Genomic DNA, 17,277 nt, shown 5'->3' with positions numbered 1-17,277 from the left:
TCTCAGCGCCGATGGAAGGGGCCGGCCGCCGCGCTGGTGCGGCGGCCGGGGACGGGGCCGTCAGGCGGCGATCGCCAGCGAGGCGAGCGTGTCATGGCCGTCGGAGCCGAACAGGCGCGCGGCATCGAGCAGCGCGACGAAACCGGCGTCGCGACGCAGGATCGCCTCGATCTGTTCGGACCGCCAGCGCCCGCCGATGTCGGGCGATGCCTCGACCGACCCGGGGGCGAAGGTGCTGACGTCCAGCACCCGGTCGACGACCAGGCCCAGCGCCAGCGGCGTTTCCCTGCCCACCGGCACGTCGACCACCAGGATGCGGGTCGCCAGCGTGGCGTCGGCGGGCGCCATGCCGAGGCGGACGCGAAGGTCCACCATCGGCACCGACAGGCCGCGCACGTCGGTCAGCCCCAGGAACCACGCGGGTGCGTTGGGCACCCGATACGCGGTGCGATGGTCCAGGATTTCGCGGACCGAGGCGACGGGGAGGCCGAATTCCTCCTCCCCGAGGCCGAAGACCACGACCTGGATGTCCTGGCCGCCCGCGGTCATGCCGCGCGTCCGAATTCGGCGTCCTCGCCGTCCGGGCCGCCGGTGTTCAGGTCCAGCGCGAAACCGCGCGCACGGGCCTGCTGATCGGCGACCGAGTTCGCCTTGGGCGCCGGCTTCTTCGCCGCTGCCTTCGGCGCAGCGGCCCGCGCGGCCGGCTTGCGTGCGGCAGGCTTCTTGCCGCCGCCCACGCCGTCGACGCGGAAGTAGGCGATGCCTTCCTGCAGTTCCTCGGCCTGGCTCGACAGTTCCTCCGATGTGGCCGAGATCTGCTCGGATGCGGAGGCGTTCTGCTGGGTCACCTTGTCGAGCTGCTGGATCGCCTCGTTGATCTGCACCGCGCCGATATCCTGTTCGCGGCAGGCGGCGCTGATTTCCGAAACCAGCTCGGCGGTACGGCGGATGTCGGGCACCAGCTTGGTCAGCATCTCGCCCGCCTCGGTCGCGGCAGCGACGGTGTCGGACGACATGCCGCTGATCTCCGATGCGGCGCTCTGGCTGCGTTCGGCCAGCTTGCGGACCTCGGCGGCGACGACCGCGAAACCGCGGCCATGCTCACCGGCACGCGCCGCCTCGACCGCGGCGTTGAGCGCCAGCAGGTCGGTCTGGCGCGCGATTTCCTGCACGATGCCGATTTTCTCGGCGATGGTGCGCATCGCGACGACCGCCTTCTGCACGGCCACGCCGCTCTGCTCGGCGTCCTGCGACGACTGGCGGGCGATCTTCTCGGTCTGGGTTGCGTTGTCGGCGTTCTGCTTGATGTTGGCGGCCATCTGCTCCATCGACGCCGATGCTTCCTCGGCGGCCGCGGCCTGCTCGGTCGCGCCCTGCGAGACCTGCTCGGACGAGGACGACAGCTGCTGGCTGCCCGCCGCGACGTTCTGCGCCGCGATGGTGGTGTCGCCAACGACGCCGCGCAGCCGCTCGACCATCGTCACCAGCGCATGGCCCAGCATGTCCTTGTCTGACAGCGGCTGGTGATCGACGGTCAGGTCACCCGACGCGATCGTATCGGCCAGCTGCGCGGTCTGGCGCAGGTTGGTGGTCATGCGGTTGACCGCATCGACCAGGTCCTTGATCTCGTCGTTGGTGGTGACCTTCACGTCCTGTTCCAGGTCGCCGATCGCCACCGCCTCGATGGCGACCGACGCGGTCTTCAGCCCGCGCGACACGATGAACGAGATCCACACCGCTCCGGCGATCGCGACCAGCAGGGCGATCACGCCGACGGTCACCATCAGGTTCCGGCTGCTGTTGTACAGCGCGTTGGTGTCCTCATCGGCCTGCTTCATCGACGCGCGCTGAAGATCGCTGAGCTTGGCGATGTCGGCCGCCAGCCGCTTCATGACCGGCGCCTGCGTCTCGTTGCTGAGCTTGGCCGCTTCCTCGTTCCGGTTGGCATAGCCCAGGTCGCGGACGCGATCGAACGTCGGCTTCAGTTCGGTCCAGTCGTTGCGGACCGCTTCCCACAGCGGCTTGTCTTCTCCCGTCGCCACTGACAGGCCCTCGTTGACCTTGCGGGTCATGTCGCTCTCACCGGCGACGACCTGGTCGTAATACAGCTTCATCGTGGCCTGATCGGTGTTCAGCGCCAGCGACTGCTGGTCGGCGAGCATCTGGCTCTGCGTGGTGTCGATCGCCTGTGCGATCGAGAGGCGGCGCGCCGGGCCGGCGATGACGTCGGAGATGGCGCTGTTCAGGACGCCCATCTTGATGACACCGACGCCGATGACGACGGACAGCAGGATGACGAGGACGGCGAAGGTCGCCCCCAGCTTCATTTTGATCGTGGCTCGCATGGTCAACAATTCCCCCCGTGGATCGTGCATTCAGGTGCCGGAACGGCTGTGGATAATGGCCGGCGGACGTCGGCGCGGATCATGCCGCGCGTCCGAATTCGGCGTCCTCGCCGTCCGGTCCGCCGGTGTTGAGATCGAGCGCGAAACCGCGTGCGCGGGCCTGCTGGTGCGCGACCGAGTTCAGCTTTGCGGCCGGTTGGCGGGTCGCCGCCTTCGTCGGCGTTGCCTTTCGCGCGGCGGGCTTGCGGGCGGCGGGCTTGCGGGCGGCCTTGTCGGCGGCGCCCTCGATGCGGAAGTAGGCGATGTTCTCCTGCAACTCCTCGGCCTGGCTCGACAGTTCCTCGGAGGTGGAGGAAATCTGCTCGGACGCGGAGGCGTTCTGCTGGGTCACCTTGTCGAGCTGCTGGATCGCCTCGTTGATCTGCACCGCGCCGATATCCTGTTCGCGGCAGGCGGCGCTGATCTCGGACACCAGCTCGGCGGTACGACGGATGTCGGGGACCAGCTTGGTCAGCATCTCGCCCGCCTCGGTCGCGGCGGCGACGGTGTCGGACGACATGCCGCTGATCTCGGCGGCGGCGGACTGGCTGCGCTCGGCAAGCTTGCGGACCTCGGCGGCGACGACCGCGAAGCCGCGGCCATGCTCACCGGCACGGGCCGCCTCGACCGCGGCGTTGAGCGCCAGCAGGTCGGTCTGGCGCGCGATTTCCTGCACAATGCCGATCTTCTCGGCGATGGTGCGCATCGCGACGACGGCCTTCTGCACGGCCACGCCGCTCTGCTCGGCGTCCTGCGAGGACTGGCGCGCAATCTTCTCGGTCTGGCTGGCGTTGTCGGCGTTCTGCTTCACGTTCGCCGCCATCTGCTCCATCGACGCGGAGGCTTCCTCGGCGGCGGCGGCCTGCTCGGTCGCGCCCTGCGAGACCTGCTCGGACGAGGAGGCGAGCTGCTGGCTGCCGGCTGCGACATTCTGCGCCGCCAGCGCGGTCTGCCCGATCGTGTCGCGCAGGCGCTCGGTCATCTGGTTGACGACGTCGACCAGGTCCTTGATCTCGTCGTCGCTCTTGACCGACACTTCGGTGCTGAGGTCGCCGTCGGCGACTGCGGACACCGCCTCGCTGACCTTGGCAAGGCCGGTCGACACCAGTTGCGCGATCCAGACGGCGCCCGCGATCGCGATCAGCACCGCGATGATCGCGGTGGTCAGCAACGTGGTACGTGCCGAGGCATAGAGCGCGGCGGAATCGACCTTCGCCTTGACCAGCTGCGCCTGCGTGATGTCGGTCAGCTTGCCGAGCGTATCGCTGAGACGGGTGGCGATCTGGCGCCCCTCGGTCATCGACAGGCGGCCGGCTTCCTCATTGTGATTCTGCATCGCCAGGTCTCGCGCGCGGTCGCTGACCGTCTTATAGGCCTGCCATTCCTCCAGGCTCTTGGTCCACACCGGCCGGCCCTGCTCGGTCGCGATCTTCAGCCCCTCGTTCAGGCTCGACCTGATCTTGCCGTCCAGCCCGTCGAACTTTGCCTCCAGCTCGCGCATCTCGGCGGCGTCGGTGGTCAGCATCATGTTCTTTTCGGCGCGGATCGCCCGGCCTACATCCGCATCGGCGGTCAGCGACAGCTGGATGCGGCGCGCCGGTCCGTCGATGACCTGAAGGATCATGTCGTTGAGCGCACCGGCGCGCGTCATTCCGACGCCGACGACAAGACACAGCAGGGCGATCACCAGGGTGAAGGTGCCGGCCAGTTTCGCTTTGATCGTTGCTCGCATTGTCAGTTCCCCCCCCGGGGATGGGTCGATATGTCGACCGGGTGTGGATGATCGCGGCGGTGATGGTGCCGCGGGATGGATATGGTCAGGCAGCGCGGCCGAAATCGGCGTCCTCGCCGTCCGGCCCGCCGCTATCGAGATCGAGCGCGAAGCCGCGGGCGCGGTTCTGCTGGTCGATGACCGAGTTCGGACGAACCGGGCGCTTCTTCGGCGCGGCCTTGGGCGCGGCGGCCGGCTTGGCGGCGGGCTTGCGCACCGCCGGCTTCGCGGCGGCCGGGCGGACGTCCTGCGCGACGCGGAAGAAGGCGATGCTTTCCTGAAGCTCTTCGGCGCGGCCGGCCAGTTCGCTGGACGTCGACGAAATCTGCTCGGAGGCGGATGCGTTCTGCTGCGTCACCTGGTCCAGCTGCTGGATCGCCTCGTTGATCTGGCTGGCGCCGATATCCTGTTCGCGGCAGGCGGCGCTGATCTCGGACACCAGCTCGGCGGTGCGGCGGATGTCGGGGACCAGCCGGGACAGCATTTCACCGGCCTCGGTCGCGGCGGCGACGGTGTCGGACGACATGCCGCTGATCTCCGATGCGGCGCTCTGGCTGCGTTCGGCCAGCTTGCGGACCTCGGCGGCGACGACCGCGAAACCGCGGCCATGCTCACCGGCACGCGCCGCCTCGACCGCCGCATTGAGCGCCAGCAGATCGGTCTGCCGCGCGATTTCCTGCACGATGCCGATCTTCTCGGCGATGGTGCGCATCGCGACGACCGCTTTCTGCACGGCGACGCCGCTCTGTTCGGCGTCCTGCGACGACTGGCGGGCGATTTTTTCGGTCTGACTGGCGTTGTCGGCGTTCTGCTTGATGTTGGCGGCCATCTCTTCCATCGAGGCGGACGCTTCCTCTGCCGCCGCGGCCTGCTCGGTCGCGCCGCCCGACACCTGTTCGGAGGCGCTCGACAGCTGCTGGCTGCCGTCGGCGACTTGCTCTGCGGCAGCGGCGACGTTGGCGGCGAAGCCGGTCAGATTGTCGACTAGGTTGTTGATCGCATCCTTCATCCGGCGGTGATCGCCCTCGCAGTCGATCTCGACGCGCTCCAGCAGCGATCCGGTGCTGACGAGGTCGAGGACGCGATTGCCCTCGCCGATCGGCAGCAGGATCGCATCGAGCATCCCGTTGATGCCCCCGATCACATGGCCGAAGTCGCCCTGGAAGCGGGCGGCGTCGCCGCGCTCGCTGAGGCGCCCGGCGGTGGAGGCGTCGATCAGGCGCTGGATTTCGCCGATGATCGATTTGAAGTTCGCGCGCAGCAGCTCGATCGTGTCGTTGATGAACGCCTTCTTGCCCGGCAGCTGTTCCATCGGGGCGTCGAAGTCGCCCTCGCCGAACTGCTTGATGCAGGCCATCGCCTTCTTCTTCGCGGCGATGTGGTTGGCGACCATGAGGTTCAGCCCCTTCGCCATCACGGCGAAGTCGCCGCGGAAGCGGTCGACCGGCACGAACACGTCGATGTCGCCCTTGTCATGCTCGGCCGACATGAGGTTCATCTCCGCGATCAACCCCTTCAGGTTGCTGCGCAGCTGTTCGATCGTGTCGTTAATGAACGCCTTCTTGCCCGGCAGCTGCTCCATCGGGGCGTCGAAGTCGCCCTCGCCGAACTGCCTGATGCAGGCCATTGCCTGCTTCTTCACCGCAATGTGGCTGCCGACCAGGTCGTTGACGGCACGGGCCGCCACCGCGAGGTCGCCGTGGAAGGCCTCGACCGGCAATACGGCGTCGATGTCGCCCCGGTCGTGCTCGGCCGTCATGCGCACCAGCCCCTTGGTGAAGTCGGCCGCCGGCACCGCCGTGCCGTCAAGCAGCTCGTTCACCGACATCAGCAGGTCGCGGATCGGCCCGGTCGCGAAGGACAGGTCGGCGCGCTGGCTGGTGTCGCCGCCCGCGTGAGCACGCTGGAGCCGGCGGATCTCGCTGGTCGCGACGTCGACGTGGGACGAGCCTTTCAGGGAAACGTGGAAGCGCATGGAAGCATCCTCTCCGGGAATTATCGGTTCAATGCAGCGTGGCGGGTTCGGCGCTGTTGCCGGTGAGGCGCGCGAACAGGTGGGGCAGGTCCGGCAGAACGACGACGTCGCCCTCGCGCCGGACCAGGCAGCGGATGTGTTCGCGCGGCCAGCGGATGCCGATCACCGGCGGCTCTTCCGCATCCAGCGCGTGGAGGACGGTGACCTCGTTGACCCGGTCCGCGGCCAGCCCGATCAGCGTGGGATTGCCGTCCAGCTCCAGCTCGATGACGATGATGCGGCTGTCGGCAGTGGTGCTGTGCCGGTCCATCCCGAACGACACCCGCAGGTCGGCGTGCGGCACGATGCGGCCGCGGAAGTTGATGACCGCCGCAGCCATCTCGTCGGCGCCGGGCACCTGGGTCAGCGGCATGACGTCGAGGATCTCGCGCACGATGCCCGCCTCGAGGGCGAAGGTTTCGCCGCCCAGGCCGAAGGTCAGCACCTCCAGCCCCTGTTCCGGCGTCCAGTTGGGAATCTTGTGATACGGCATAGGCTTACGCAGCGGCGATGCGCCGCTCCTCCCTGGGCTGGCCGAGCGCAACGAGCTGGGCGATGTCGAGGATCAGGGCAACCGAGCCGTCGCCCAGGATGGTCGCCCCGGCGAAGGACGCGACGTTGCGGTGCAGCGGCGACATCGCCTTGATGACGGTCTGGTGGTTGCCGATGATCTGGTCGACGACCAGTCCGACGCGCTCCGCGCCGGTGCCGACGACGACGATCTTCTGGTAGGTGTCCGGCTTGGTCCCGGTGACGAACAGGTCGCGAAGGCGAAGGAACGGGATCAGCCGTTCGCGCAGCGTGATGATGCTGCGCCCGCGCGAACGCAGATCCTCCTCGAGCGACAGCTCCAGGCATTCCTCGACCGCGGCGAGCGGAATGACGTAGCGCCCCTCGCCGACACGCACGAGCAGCCCTTCGATGATCGCCAGCGTCAGCGGAATGCGCAGCGTGATGGTGGAACCCTGGCCCGCCACGCTCTTGACGTCGATCGAGCCGCGCAGGCTTTCGATGGTGCGCTTCACCACGTCCATGCCGACACCGCGCCCGGACAGGTTGGTCACCTGCGCCGCGGTCGAGAAGCCGGGATGGAAGATCATGCCGAGCAGTTCGTCTTCGCTCACCACCTGCCCGGGCTGGATCAGGCCGTTGGCCTCCGCCTTCGCCCGCACACGCTCGCGGTCGATGCCGCGGCCGTCGTCGGTGATGGTGATGAGCACCTCGCCGCCGGCCTGGTGCGCGCTGAGGCGGATGAGGCCGCTGGCGGGCTTGCCCGCGGCGATCCGGTCCTCGGCCTTTTCCAGGCCGTGGTCGCACGAGTTGCGGATGATGTGGACCAGCGGGTCGAACAACCGTTCGATCACGGTCTTGTCGACCTCGGTCGTCTCGCCCTCGGTCACCAGCTCGATCGCCTTGCCGGTTTCGTTGGCCAGATCGAGGATCAGGCGGCGGAAGCGGCCGAACAGCGTCGAAACCGGGACCATGCGCAGCACCATCATGGTATCGCGCATCTCGCCCGCCAGCCGCTCGATCTCCTCCGACACCGACCGCAGCGACAGGTCGTTGCCGTGGTGCGCGAGCTGCGACAGCCGGCTCTGCGCAATGACGAGTTCGCCGACGCGATCCATCAGTTCGTCGAGGCGCTCGGCGGGGACGCGGACATGCTCGCCCTGGGTGCGGGTGGCGGCGCGGCGGTCCTGCTGATCGTTTGCGGCCACGGGGGCGGCGACGGCAGCCTCGACCGCGACCTGTGCGACCGGATCGGCATCCGCGCCCGCATCCTCGACCGCCAGCGGCTCGATTGTGATCTCCATGTCGTCCATGACGAACAGAAACACGTCCTCGATCGCGTCGTGCGAGATGTCGCCGATCAGCGTGCAGTCCCAGCCGATCAGGCAGTGGTTGGGCACCAGGTCGGCCAGCGGCGGCACCGCGTCGGTGCGCGCGACGATGGTCGTTTCGCCCAGCGCGCGCAGTTCGTCGAGGAGCGCCAGCGGGTTGGTGCCGTTCGCCATCGCATCGGCCGGCAGGCGGAACGACAGTTTCCAGCCCTTCTTCGCCGGGGCGGCCGGGGCAGGGGCGGGGGCGCTGCCGCCGCCCGCGGCGGCATCGACCGCGGCGGCAAGCCGGGACAGGATCGCCTGGCCGGTCGCTTCGGGCGCGTCGCCTTCGACCAGCGCGCGCATGTGATCGCCCGCCGACAGGATGACGTCGACCAGATCGGGCGTTGCGCGCACGTCGCCCTTGCGGACGCGGTCGAACGCGGTTTCGCAATGATGGGTGAAGCCCGCCAGGGCATCGAACCCGAACATCGCGCCCGAACCCTTCAGCGTGTGAAGCCCGCGGAACACCGCGTTGACGAGGCCCATGTCGCTGAGGTTGTCGCGCAGGTCGAGCAGGCCCTGTTCGACCTGTTCGAGAAGCTCGCCCGCCTCGATGCGGAAGGCTGCTGTGGGATCCTCGCTCACCGTGCCAGCACCTTCTGCGCGACGCGGATCAGCTGTTCGGCCTGGAACGGCTTCACCAGCCAGCCGGTGGCGCCCGCGGCCTTGGCCTGCGCCTTCATCGCATCGTCCGACTCGGTGGTCAGGAAGATGATCGGGATGCCGGCCTGTGCGGGCTGCTGGCGCAGCGCGCGGATCATCTCCAGCCCGTCCATGTTCGGCATGTTCAGGTCGGTGACGATCAGGTCGAACCGCTGCGCCGTCGCCTTCGCCAGGCCCTCGGCGCCATCGGATGCCTCCGTCACGGCATAGCCCGCGCCCGACAGGGCGATGCGGATCGCCATGCGCAGGCTGGCGCTGTCATCGACGGTAAGGATGGAAGCGGTCATTGCTCGGTATCTCCGTGGAACCAGAAGCGACGGTCATCGTCGGAAAGGGCGGTGAGGAAGCCGGCGCGGTCCAGCAGCGCGGCCACCGTGGCGTTCGCCGGCGCGGCCAAGGCGAAATCGCGCTGCTCAGCGGCGGCGGTGCTGCGCGCCGATTCCACCAGTTGCAGCACGCTGAGGTCCGGCGCGGCAGCGGCGGACAGGTCCAGCCGGACCGGATCGCCGTTGTTCAGCGCGTCCGTCAGTTCGGCGGCCAGCGTACCGATCGTCGGAAGACACAGGTCCTCCGCCGCGGTCACCGTAGTGATCGACATGTTCGACAATCCTTCGATGCGACTTGACCCCGCGGTGATCCCCGCGACGTCGAAGCCCGTTCCATCCGCCGCGCCCCCCGCACGACGGTCGATCGAGTTGCGCCGGCTCAGCCGGCATTCGCGTTCCAATGGCCCATCAAGCGGCGACGTCCTGCGCCCTGCTGACCATCCGATGTCCGGTGGAGATGCAGGGGGTCGGGAAACCCTGGCTCCTCCATTCGGCCCGTGCACCCCGGGATAGGGAAATGTGGTAACAGAGCAGTTGTCGGCGCGTAGGTATTAATACGTGTGGCGACCTTCGGTTTACGCCTTGCGCAGCCCCTGCAAGTCCTGACGTCGATCATTAGACTTTAGGCTAAGGGTGCCAAACCCAACGGAAAACCGGCGTTCTTCGGGTAGGGCGGGCAGCCGGGACGGCGACTCCGACACGCGCGCGGGTTCCGCGATGTCGATCGATTGCGCAAGAAGCGCGTTCACCACCCGCGTTCATCATGATCGGCAACATACGCTGCCGGCTGGCGAGCGGGGCGGGGCGGGCGGTGTGTCGGTTGCGTTCCCCCGTCTTCGCGCATAGGCGTCGCCGCGCGCCCATGTCGGGCGGCGGGCCGGGGCGCCGGCCATCGTCAGCAAGCGGATCGAGCGAGTGAGCGGCATCCCCCACATCCTGACCCTGTCCTGCCCGGACCAGCCGGGGATCGTCGCGCGCGTGACCGGCATGCTGTTCGAGGCGGGGGGCAACATCCTTGAGGCCGCGCAGTTCGAGGATGCCGAGACCGGGCGCTTCTTCATGCGCGTGCGCTTCATGCTGCCCGGCGACGCGCTGGCGCCGCTGATCGAGCGGTTCGGCGCGGTGGCGGACCGTGGCGCGATGCTCTTGGCGATCCGCCGCGCCGACGTGCCGCGACGGGTGCTGATCCTGGTGTCGAAGTTCGACCATTGCCTGGCCGACCTTCTGTATCGACACCGCATCGGAGAGCTGCCGATGGAGGTGGCGGGCGTCATCTCCAACCATCCGCGTGCCGCGCTGGAAGGGCTGGAGCTGGGCGATATCCCGTTCCATCACCTGCCGGTGACGCCCGATACGAAGGGGGCGCAGGAAGCGCGGATCAAGGAGATCGTGACCGACAGCGGCGCCGAACTGGTCGTGCTGGCGCGCTACATGCAGATCCTGTCGGACGATCTGGCGGCGTTCCTGTCGGGGCGGTGCATCAACATCCACCACAGCTTCCTGCCCGGGTTCAAGGGCGCCAAGCCCTATCACCAGGCGCATGCGCGCGGCGTGAAGATGATCGGCGCGACCGCCCACTACGTCACCGCCGACCTGGATGAGGGGCCGATCATCGCGCAGGACGTGGAGCCGGTGACCCATGCCGATTCCCCCGAAACGCTGGTGCGCAAGGGGCGCGACATCGAACGGCGGGTGCTGGCGCGCGCCGTCCGATACCATCTGGCCGACCGGGTGTTGCTGAACGGCGCAAAGACGGTGGTGTTCACCGACTGACGGAACGATGGCAGCGCGCTGACGTTTTAGCGGCGGGGGAGAAGGCTCGTCTACGCCTCGCGCCGCCGCAACATGGGGTACGATGAGCAGCCAGACGCCGGAAAAGCCGCAGGGCGGCCCTCCACCCCACTTGAAGCGCGGCGCCAACCACGACATGGCGGATGACAGCAACGCGATCTTCTTCGCCGCGGTCAAGACGACGCGGATGCCGATGATCGTCACCGATCCCAATCTGGCGGACAATCCGATCGTATTCGCCAATCCCGCCTTCATGACGCTGACGGGGTACGGCTGGGACGAGCTGATCGGCCGCAATTGCCGCATGTTGCAGGGGCCGGACACCGACCCGGAAACCATCGACGAGGTGCGGCAGGCCGTGGCCGAGCGGCGCGAGACGTCGGTCGAGATCCTGAACTACAAGAAGAACGGCGCGGCGTTCTGGAACGCGCTGTTCATCTCGCCGGTCTATGACGGTGACGACAAGCTGATCTACTTCTTCGCCTCGCAGCTGGACGTCACGCGCCGCCGCGATGCCGAGGATGCGTTGCGCCAGGCGCAGAAGATGGAGGCGGTCGGCCAGCTGACCGGGGGGGTGGCGCATGATTTCAACAATCTGCTGACCGTGATCCAGGGGTTCAGCGATGTCGTGCTCAACAACCTGGAACATGGCGAGGCGTTCGACCGGAAGAAGGCGGCGCGGGCGATGCGCGCGGTGTTGCAGGCCGCGGAGCGCGGCGCGACCCTGACGCAGCAGCTGCTGGCGTTTTCGCGCAAGCAGAAGCTGCAGGGGCGGATCGTCAATCTGGTCGACATGATTGACGAGCTGCGCCCGCTGATCGAACGGACCGCCGGCGGCACCGTGCGCGTGGAGATCGAACATCGCGCGGCCACCTGCAACGCGCGGATCGACCCGACGCAGGCCGAACTGGCGATCATCAACATCCTGCTGAATGCGCGCGATGCGATGCCCGACGGCGGCGTCGTCTCGATCGGCGTCGACGGGGTGACGGTACGCGCCGGCGACGAAGGGTTCGGGGAGATGGCGCCCGGCGAATACGTCATGGTCACCGTGACCGATCGGGGCGTCGGCATGTCGCCGGAGGTGCTGCGGCGCGTGACCGAGCCGTTCTTCACCACCAAGGACCAGGGCAAGGGCACCGGATTGGGGCTGTCGATGGTCTATGGCTTCATGAAACAGTCCGGCGGGGCGCTGCGCATCGAATCGGTGGAAGGCGAGGGGACGAGCGTCCGCATGCTGTTCCCGTGCGAGGATGCGAAGGTCGAGCCGCGCGGCTCGCAGTCTGCGCGCGGGCTGGCCGACAAGCGCGGCAACGAGACGATCCTGGTGGTGGAGGATCAGCCCGACGTCGCCGATTACGCCGAGACGGTGCTGAGCGAATTCGGCTATTCCGTGCTGCGCGCCGGCAACGCCGACGATGCGCTCGCGCTGCTGGATGGCACGCCGCATGTCGACCTGCTGTTCAGCGATCTGATCATGCCGGGCGGGGTCAATGGCGTCATGCTGGCGCGCGAGGTGCGGCGGCGGCGCCCGCGGATGCGCGTGCTGCTGACCACCGGCTATGCCGAATCCTCGATCGAGCGTGTCGATGCGCGCGGTGCCGAGTTCGACCTGATCCAGAAACCGTACAAGCGCGCCGAGTTGGCAACGAAGGTGCGGCAGGTGATCGATGGCCCGACGGGGGTAGCGTGAGCCGCAATCGTTCCATTTGGGTTGCCAATCTAGATTGCGGGGGGCGGATCGGTCGCCTAGATGTGACACGCTTTGGACCGTAAGCCGCTTGATCCCTTTCCGATTTGCCCGTTGGCTCCGGCGCCAGAGGTGCAGGCGGCGATTGAGGACTTTCGTCGGCGCCTGAACGGGCGCGACCCGCTGGCGGTGGCGATGGAGGTGTCGCCGGTCGCGATGGTCGTCGCGGATCCGGGTTTTCCCGACACCCCGCTCATCTACGTCAACAGCGCGTTCGAGCGCCTGACCGGGTTTGCGGCGGTGGAGGTCCTGGGGCGCAACTGCCGGTTCATGCAGGGGCCGTTGACCGATGCGGCGGATGTCGGTGCGTTGCGCGACGCGATCGCGCGGCGCAAGCGGATCGAGATCGACCTGCTCAATCACCGGCGCGACGGCACGCCGTTCTGGAATCGTCTGGCGATCGCGCCCGTGCCGGGCGAGGACGGCACGGTACGCTATTTCGTCGCGTCGCAGATGGATGTGACGATCGAGCGGCACCGGTTGCAGCAGCTGGAGCAGGATCGCGAGACGCTGGCAGCGGAAATCGCGCAGCGCGAGGCCGATCTGGCGGAACAGGACAGCAAGCTGCGCCTGGCGATGGAGGCGGGCGGGCTGGGCACCTGGTCGCTGGCGCTGCCCGAGCGGCGGCTGACCGCATCGGCCAGCTGCAAGCGCAATTTCGGGCGATCCCCCGACGCGCCGTTCGACTATGAGGAGTTCGGGCGGTCGCTGCATCCCGAGGATGCCGAGCGCGTGGCGGCGGCGATCCAGGATACGCTGGACAACGACGCGCCCTATCAGATCGACTATCGGATCCTGACGCCCGCCGGGGAACAGCGATGGATCACGGTAAGGGGCGAGGTGCAGCGGCGCGCCGACGGCAGCCCGCTGGCGCTGACCGGATTTTCGATCGACATCAGCGATCGCAAGTTCGCGGAGGAGCATCGCGCCGTGCTGGCGCGCGAACTGACCCATCGCGTCAAGAATACGCTGGCCACCGTCAATGCGGTGGTGATGCAGACGCTGCGCGATGCCGCGTCGCTGGGTGATGCGACCGCCACCATCTCCGGCCGGATCGCCAGCCTGGGCGAGGCGCACGAGCTGCTAATCCGCGACGAGGTCGAAGGGGCGGCGATCGGCGACATCGTCGATCGGGCTTTGGCCCCGTTCAAGGACCGCGGCGGCCACCGGTTCCAGGTCACGGGGCCGGCGGTGCGGCTGTCACCCGACATCACGCTGGCGCTGTCGATGGCGCTGCACGAGCTGGCCACCAATGCGATCAAATATGGTGCGCTGTCGGTGCCGGCAGGGACCGTGTCCGTGGAATGGTCGATCGAGGGGGACGGGGCGGATCGGCGCTTGTTCTTCGCCTGGACGGAGCGGGGTGGCCCCCTCGTGACTCCGCCGTCGCGCACCGGTTTCGGCACGCGCATGATCGAGCGGGTGCTGGGGCGCCACGTCCGCGGCGATACCGCGATCCGTTACGAGCCGGATGGCGTCCGCTTCGCGATCGAGGCGGTGATCTGATCTAACGCCCCGTCGCGGAAAGCGGGCGATCGAACCGGAACGGCGCGAATTGGCGCGCCGAATCGGGCATAAGCTCGCCACCATGTGCCATGTCCTTCTGATCGAAGACGATTGGCTGCTGGCCGATCACATGATGCAGCTGCTGGGGGCCGCCGGCGCGACGTCGGTCGTGCTGGCCGACGGCGAGGAGGCCGCGGTGCGCGCAGCAGCGGCGCGGCGACCGGCGGTGATCGTGTCCGACGTGACGCTGCGTCAGGGATATGGCCCCGCCGCGGTGGTCCGGATCGTCGGCGAGGCGACCGACGTGCGGGTCATGTTCGTGACCGGCGAGCCGGCGGCGGGGCGGCCGCACGATTCCCGCTGGCCGGTGCTGGCCAAGCCGGTGGCCGACGACGTGTTCGTAGCGACATTCCGCAGCATCGCGCCGATCGCTTAGCGTGACTGCAGCTATCGGCGGAGCGGGCGGCGTTCGGCCAGCAGGTTGCGGATGGTGGTGGCCGCGACGCCGGCCTCTCCCATCGCGTGGCTGATCTGGTCCAGCCCCTTCACCACGTCGCCGGCGGCGAAGAGGCCGGGCACGCTGGTGCGCTGGTGGTCGTCCACCTCCAGGCAACCGTCCTGCGTCGCCCGCGCGCCTGCTTCGATGGCCAAGCGCGATCGGATGCGGCTGCCCAGCGCGGGATAGACGCTGTCGAAGGCCATGCGCCCGCGGGCGGTGTCCAGCGCGAACGTGTCGCCTTCGATCGCATAGCCGCCGCACGGCCCGTCGATCCGTGCGATCCCGGCATCGTCGAGCGCCGCGGCGCAGGCGTCGTCCAGCAGGTGTTCGGCGTCCGGTGCGATCAGCGTCACGTCGCGGGTGAAGCCGCGCAGGAACAGCGCCTCGCGCATGCCATGGTCGCCCGTGCCGATCACCGCGACACGGCGGTCGGTGACCTCATAGCCGTCGCACACCGGGCAATAGCGCAGCAGGCCGCGTGCCAGTGCCGCGTCGTGCACGTCCGGCGCCAGCCCGCGGGGGCGGTGATTGACCACGCCGGTCGCCAGCAGGACGGTGCGTGCGGCGTGGCGGCCGTGGTCGGTCGTCACGACGAAGCCGTCGCCGGACGGGGCCAGCGCGGTCACGCGCACGTCCTCACGCCGCGCGCCGTACCGCTCCGCCTGTTCGCGCATCCGGGCGAGCAGGTCAGTGCCCGCGATCCCCTCCGGAAAGCCGGCATGGTTGCGCGTGCAGGGGATCATCGCGGCGCGGCTGGAGCCGCCATCGAACAGCCGGATCGAGAGGTGGTAGCGGGCAAGGTAGATGGCCGAGGTCAGCCCCGCCGGCCCCGCGCCGATGATGATGCAATCGTCCATATGCTTGCGCATCCACCTGATTGTATATACATCCCGTGTATACAGGAGGCCCGAGATGGGTAACGAATATCGTGCCAAGGTGTTCAAATCCGGCAATTCCGTCGCGCTTCGGCTGCCCAAGGCGCTGGGGCTGGGCGATGGCGATGACGTCATCGTCGCGGCGCATGACGACGGATCGTTCAGTTTCTGGCGCAGCGAGGATGGCGCCGCGATATTGCTGAGCCTCTACGGCAGCGTGTCGGAGGGGTTCATGGCGGAGGGGCGCGGCGACGTCGATCAGTCGGCGCGGGACTGGGCGTCAGGTGATGACGCGGCGGCGGCATGAGCGATTACCTGCTGGACACCAACGCCTGCATCGATTTCCTGGTTGGGCGCAGCGATCCGCTGGCGCGGCGGATGGGGCAGGCGTTCGGGCGACTGAACGTGTCCGCCGTCACCGCCGCCGAACTGCGTGTCGGTAACCGCAAGTCCCCCGACCCGGTTCGTGATGCTAAGCGCGTAGACACCTTCCTGGCGGCGATCGGCGTCGTTCCGTTCGACGCCGATGCGGCGAGCGCCTATGCCGAGATGGTGCGGGCGATCGGAATGCGGCGGGGCAGCTTCGATCGGCTGATCGCCGCGCAGGCGATTGCCGCACGCCTGACACTGGTCACCAACAACGAGCGCGACTTCGCCGGCATTCCTGGCCTTGCCATCGAAAACTGGACCCTATGACTTTCCGCTCGACCGTATTGACGCTGTACCCGGAGATGTTTCCCGGCCCGCTTGGCACCTCGCTGGCGGGGCGGGCGCTGCGTGAGGGGCGGTGGTCGCTCGACGCGGTCAACATCCGCGATTTCACGACCGACCGGCATCGTACGGTCGACGATACCCCCGCGGGGGGCGGGGCGGGGATGGTGCTGCGCGCGGATATCGTGTCGCGCGCGGTCGATGCGCATGCCGACGGACGGCCGATCGTGGCGATGACGCCGCGCGGTGCGCCGCTAACCCAGGCGCGGGTGCGCGAACTGGCGGCGGGGCGGGGCGCGGTTGTGTTGTGCGGCCGGTTCGAGGGGTTCGACGAGCGATTGTTCGATGCGCGACCGATCGAGCAGCTGTCGATCGGCGACTATATCCTGTCGGGCGGGGAGATGGCGGCGCTGGTGCTGCTGGACGCTTGCGTTCGGTTGCTTCCCGGCGTAATGGGCGCGGCTTCGAGCGGAGTCGAGGAAAGCTTCGAAAGCGGCATCCTGGAATATCCGCACTATACCCGACCTGTCGAATGGGAAGGGCGCACGATCCCCGAAGTGCTGCGATCGGGGGATCATGCGAAGATCGCAGGCTGGCGCCAGGCGCAGGCCGAGATCGACACACGGCTACGGCGGCCGGACCTTTGGGAGCGTCATGAGGGCGCTCGGGTCGGCTCGCCCTCTGGCGCGCGGCGACGGACTGAGGACGATTGACATGAACCTGATCCAGACGCTCGAAGCCGAGCAGATCGCCAAGTTCAACGAGACGAAGAAGATCCCGGAATTCCGCCCGGGCGACACCCTGAAGGTCGGCGTGAAGGTGGTCGAAGGCGACCGTACCCGCGTCCAGAACTACGAAGGCGTGTGCATCGCGCGCGCGAACAAGGGCATGGGTTCGTCGTTCACCGTGCGCAAGATCAGCTTCGGTGAGGGCGTGGAGCGCGTCTTCCCGCTGTATTCGCCGAACATCGAGTCGATCGAGGTCGTGCGCAAGGGTGCGGTGCGTCGCGCCAAGCTGTATTACCTGCGCGGGCGCACCGGCAAGTCGGCGCGTATCGCCGAGCGCCGCGACAACCGCCCGGCGGCGGTCGCCGCCGAGTAATCG

The 17,277-nt window shown here is 68.1% G+C and carries 17 protein-coding genes; 8 read left to right on the top strand and 9 right to left on the bottom strand.

Features of this window, described 5'->3' with window-relative positions:
* Positions 1-60: 60 nt before the first annotated feature.
* The 8 genes from COA07_RS03055 to COA07_RS03020 all read right to left on the bottom strand — a co-directional run bounded on the left by COA07_RS03055 (position 61) and on the right by COA07_RS03020 (position 9,313).
* Positions 61-549 carry a chemotaxis protein CheW gene (locus COA07_RS03055; protein WP_066707416.1) on the bottom strand — a complete coding sequence of 163 codons (489 nt, stop codon included), beginning with the start codon at positions 547-549 and terminating at the stop codon, positions 61-63.
* Positions 546-2,345: a methyl-accepting chemotaxis protein gene (locus tag COA07_RS03050; RefSeq protein WP_096640417.1), complete on the bottom strand. Its 1,800-nt coding sequence runs from the start codon at positions 2,343-2,345 to the stop codon at positions 546-548. The genes COA07_RS03055 and COA07_RS03050 overlap by 4 nt, the downstream gene beginning before the upstream one ends.
* Positions 2,346-2,424: 79 nt before the next feature.
* On the bottom strand, positions 2,425-4,116 hold the full coding sequence (locus tag COA07_RS03045; protein ID WP_096640416.1) for a methyl-accepting chemotaxis protein: 1,692 nt from the start codon (positions 4,114-4,116) through the stop codon (positions 2,425-2,427).
* Positions 4,117-4,201: 85 nt separating this feature from the next.
* A complete protein-coding gene (locus tag COA07_RS03040; RefSeq protein ID WP_096640415.1) occupies positions 4,202-6,130 on the bottom strand; it encodes a methyl-accepting chemotaxis protein in 1,929 nt (642 codons plus the stop codon).
* Positions 6,131-6,158: 28 nt separating this feature from the next.
* Positions 6,159-6,662, bottom strand: coding sequence for a chemotaxis protein CheW (locus COA07_RS03035; RefSeq protein WP_066708839.1), 504 nt, complete (start codon positions 6,660-6,662; stop codon positions 6,159-6,161).
* Positions 6,663-6,666: 4 nt separating this feature from the next.
* The gene (locus COA07_RS03030) at positions 6,667-8,637 is read right to left on the bottom strand and encodes a chemotaxis protein CheA (protein WP_066708842.1); all 1,971 of its coding nucleotides are present in this window, start codon (positions 8,635-8,637) and stop codon (positions 6,667-6,669) included.
* Positions 8,634-9,002: a response regulator gene (locus COA07_RS03025; RefSeq protein WP_066708845.1), complete on the bottom strand. Its 369-nt coding sequence runs from the start codon at positions 9,000-9,002 to the stop codon at positions 8,634-8,636. The genes COA07_RS03030 and COA07_RS03025 overlap by 4 nt, the downstream gene beginning before the upstream one ends.
* Positions 8,999-9,313, bottom strand: a complete 315-nt coding sequence (locus tag COA07_RS03020; protein WP_083956782.1) for an STAS domain-containing protein — start codon at positions 9,311-9,313, stop codon at positions 8,999-9,001. The genes COA07_RS03025 and COA07_RS03020 overlap by 4 nt, the downstream gene beginning before the upstream one ends.
* Before the next feature lie 643 nt (positions 9,314-9,956).
* On the opposite strand from COA07_RS03020, the gene purU reads away from it, so the two are divergent.
* From purU to COA07_RS03000, 4 genes are all read left to right on the top strand, one after another.
* The gene (purU, locus tag COA07_RS03015; RefSeq protein WP_066708848.1) at positions 9,957-10,814 is read left to right on the top strand and encodes a formyltetrahydrofolate deformylase; all 858 of its coding nucleotides are present in this window, start codon (positions 9,957-9,959) and stop codon (positions 10,812-10,814) included.
* A gap of 82 nt (positions 10,815-10,896) precedes the next feature.
* Positions 10,897-12,525, top strand: coding sequence for a histidine kinase famiy protein (locus tag COA07_RS03010; RefSeq protein ID WP_083956780.1), 1,629 nt, complete (start codon positions 10,897-10,899; stop codon positions 12,523-12,525).
* Positions 12,526-12,654: 129 nt separating this feature from the next.
* Entirely contained in the window at positions 12,655-14,088 is a 1,434-nt protein-coding gene (locus COA07_RS03005) for an HWE histidine kinase domain-containing protein (protein ID WP_245841969.1), read from the top strand.
* Between the two features lie 82 nt (positions 14,089-14,170).
* A complete protein-coding gene (locus COA07_RS03000) occupies positions 14,171-14,524 on the top strand; it encodes a response regulator (RefSeq protein WP_141396461.1) in 354 nt (117 codons plus the stop codon).
* Between the two features lie 11 nt (positions 14,525-14,535).
* Here COA07_RS03000 and COA07_RS02995 read toward each other — a convergent pair whose 3' ends face one another.
* The gene (locus COA07_RS02995; protein ID WP_066708880.1) at positions 14,536-15,444 is read right to left on the bottom strand and encodes an NAD(P)/FAD-dependent oxidoreductase; all 909 of its coding nucleotides are present in this window, start codon (positions 15,442-15,444) and stop codon (positions 14,536-14,538) included.
* A 55-nt stretch (positions 15,445-15,499) separates the two neighbouring features.
* Here COA07_RS02995 and COA07_RS02990 point away from each other — a divergent pair, with 55 nt between their 5' ends.
* From COA07_RS02990 to rplS, 4 genes are read left to right on the top strand one after another with little or no spacing between them, the layout of a single operon-like run.
* Entirely contained in the window at positions 15,500-15,769 is a 270-nt protein-coding gene (locus COA07_RS02990; RefSeq protein WP_066708860.1) for an antitoxin, read from the top strand.
* Positions 15,766-16,158, top strand: coding sequence for a type II toxin-antitoxin system VapC family toxin (locus tag COA07_RS02985; RefSeq protein ID WP_066708862.1), 393 nt, complete (start codon positions 15,766-15,768; stop codon positions 16,156-16,158). Before COA07_RS02990 ends, COA07_RS02985 begins: the two co-directional genes overlap by 4 nt.
* Entirely contained in the window at positions 16,155-16,886 is a 732-nt protein-coding gene (trmD, locus tag COA07_RS02980; protein WP_066708864.1) for a tRNA (guanosine(37)-N1)-methyltransferase TrmD, read from the top strand. Before COA07_RS02985 ends, trmD begins: the two co-directional genes overlap by 4 nt.
* Before the next feature lies 1 nt (position 16,887).
* Entirely contained in the window at positions 16,888-17,274 is a 387-nt protein-coding gene (gene rplS, locus COA07_RS02975) for a 50S ribosomal protein L19 (RefSeq protein ID WP_066708866.1), read from the top strand.
* Positions 17,275-17,277 lie beyond the last annotated feature (3 nt).

The organism is Sphingomonas adhaesiva, assembly GCF_002374855.1.
Lineage (GTDB): Bacteria > Pseudomonadota > Alphaproteobacteria > Sphingomonadales > Sphingomonadaceae > Sphingomonas > Sphingomonas adhaesiva.
Note: the sequence above shows the minus strand (reverse complement) of the source record. Positions and strands in the feature narration are given on the sequence as shown.

Excerpts from the sequence above, each read along its gene's own strand:
- COA07_RS03055 (WP_066707416.1), bottom strand. The coding sequence starts at position 549 with ATGACCGCGGGCGGCCAGGACATCCAGGTCGTGGTCTTCGGCCTCGGG.
- COA07_RS03050 (WP_096640417.1), bottom strand. The coding sequence starts at position 2,345 with ATGCGAGCCACGATCAAAATGAAGCTGGGGGCGACCTTCGCCGTCCTC.
- COA07_RS03045 (WP_096640416.1), bottom strand. The coding sequence starts at position 4,116 with ATGCGAGCAACGATCAAAGCGAAACTGGCCGGCACCTTCACCCTGGTG.
- COA07_RS03040 (WP_096640415.1), bottom strand. The coding sequence starts at position 6,130 with ATGCGCTTCCACGTTTCCCTGAAAGGCTCGTCCCACGTCGACGTCGCG.
- COA07_RS03035 (WP_066708839.1), bottom strand. The coding sequence starts at position 6,662 with ATGCCGTATCACAAGATTCCCAACTGGACGCCGGAACAGGGGCTGGAG.
- COA07_RS03025 (WP_066708845.1), bottom strand. The coding sequence starts at position 9,002 with ATGACCGCTTCCATCCTTACCGTCGATGACAGCGCCAGCCTGCGCATG.
- COA07_RS03020 (WP_083956782.1), bottom strand. The coding sequence starts at position 9,313 with ATGTCGATCACTACGGTGACCGCGGCGGAGGACCTGTGTCTTCCGACG.
- COA07_RS03010 (WP_083956780.1), top strand. The coding sequence starts at position 10,897 with ATGAGCAGCCAGACGCCGGAAAAGCCGCAGGGCGGCCCTCCACCCCAC.
- COA07_RS03000 (WP_141396461.1), top strand. The coding sequence starts at position 14,171 with ATGTGCCATGTCCTTCTGATCGAAGACGATTGGCTGCTGGCCGATCAC.
- COA07_RS02995 (WP_066708880.1), bottom strand. The coding sequence starts at position 15,444 with ATGGACGATTGCATCATCATCGGCGCGGGGCCGGCGGGGCTGACCTCG.
- COA07_RS02990 (WP_066708860.1), top strand. The coding sequence starts at position 15,500 with ATGGGTAACGAATATCGTGCCAAGGTGTTCAAATCCGGCAATTCCGTC.
- COA07_RS02985 (WP_066708862.1), top strand. The coding sequence starts at position 15,766 with ATGAGCGATTACCTGCTGGACACCAACGCCTGCATCGATTTCCTGGTT.
- trmD (WP_066708864.1), top strand. The coding sequence starts at position 16,155 with ATGACTTTCCGCTCGACCGTATTGACGCTGTACCCGGAGATGTTTCCC.
- rplS (WP_066708866.1), top strand. The coding sequence starts at position 16,888 with ATGAACCTGATCCAGACGCTCGAAGCCGAGCAGATCGCCAAGTTCAAC.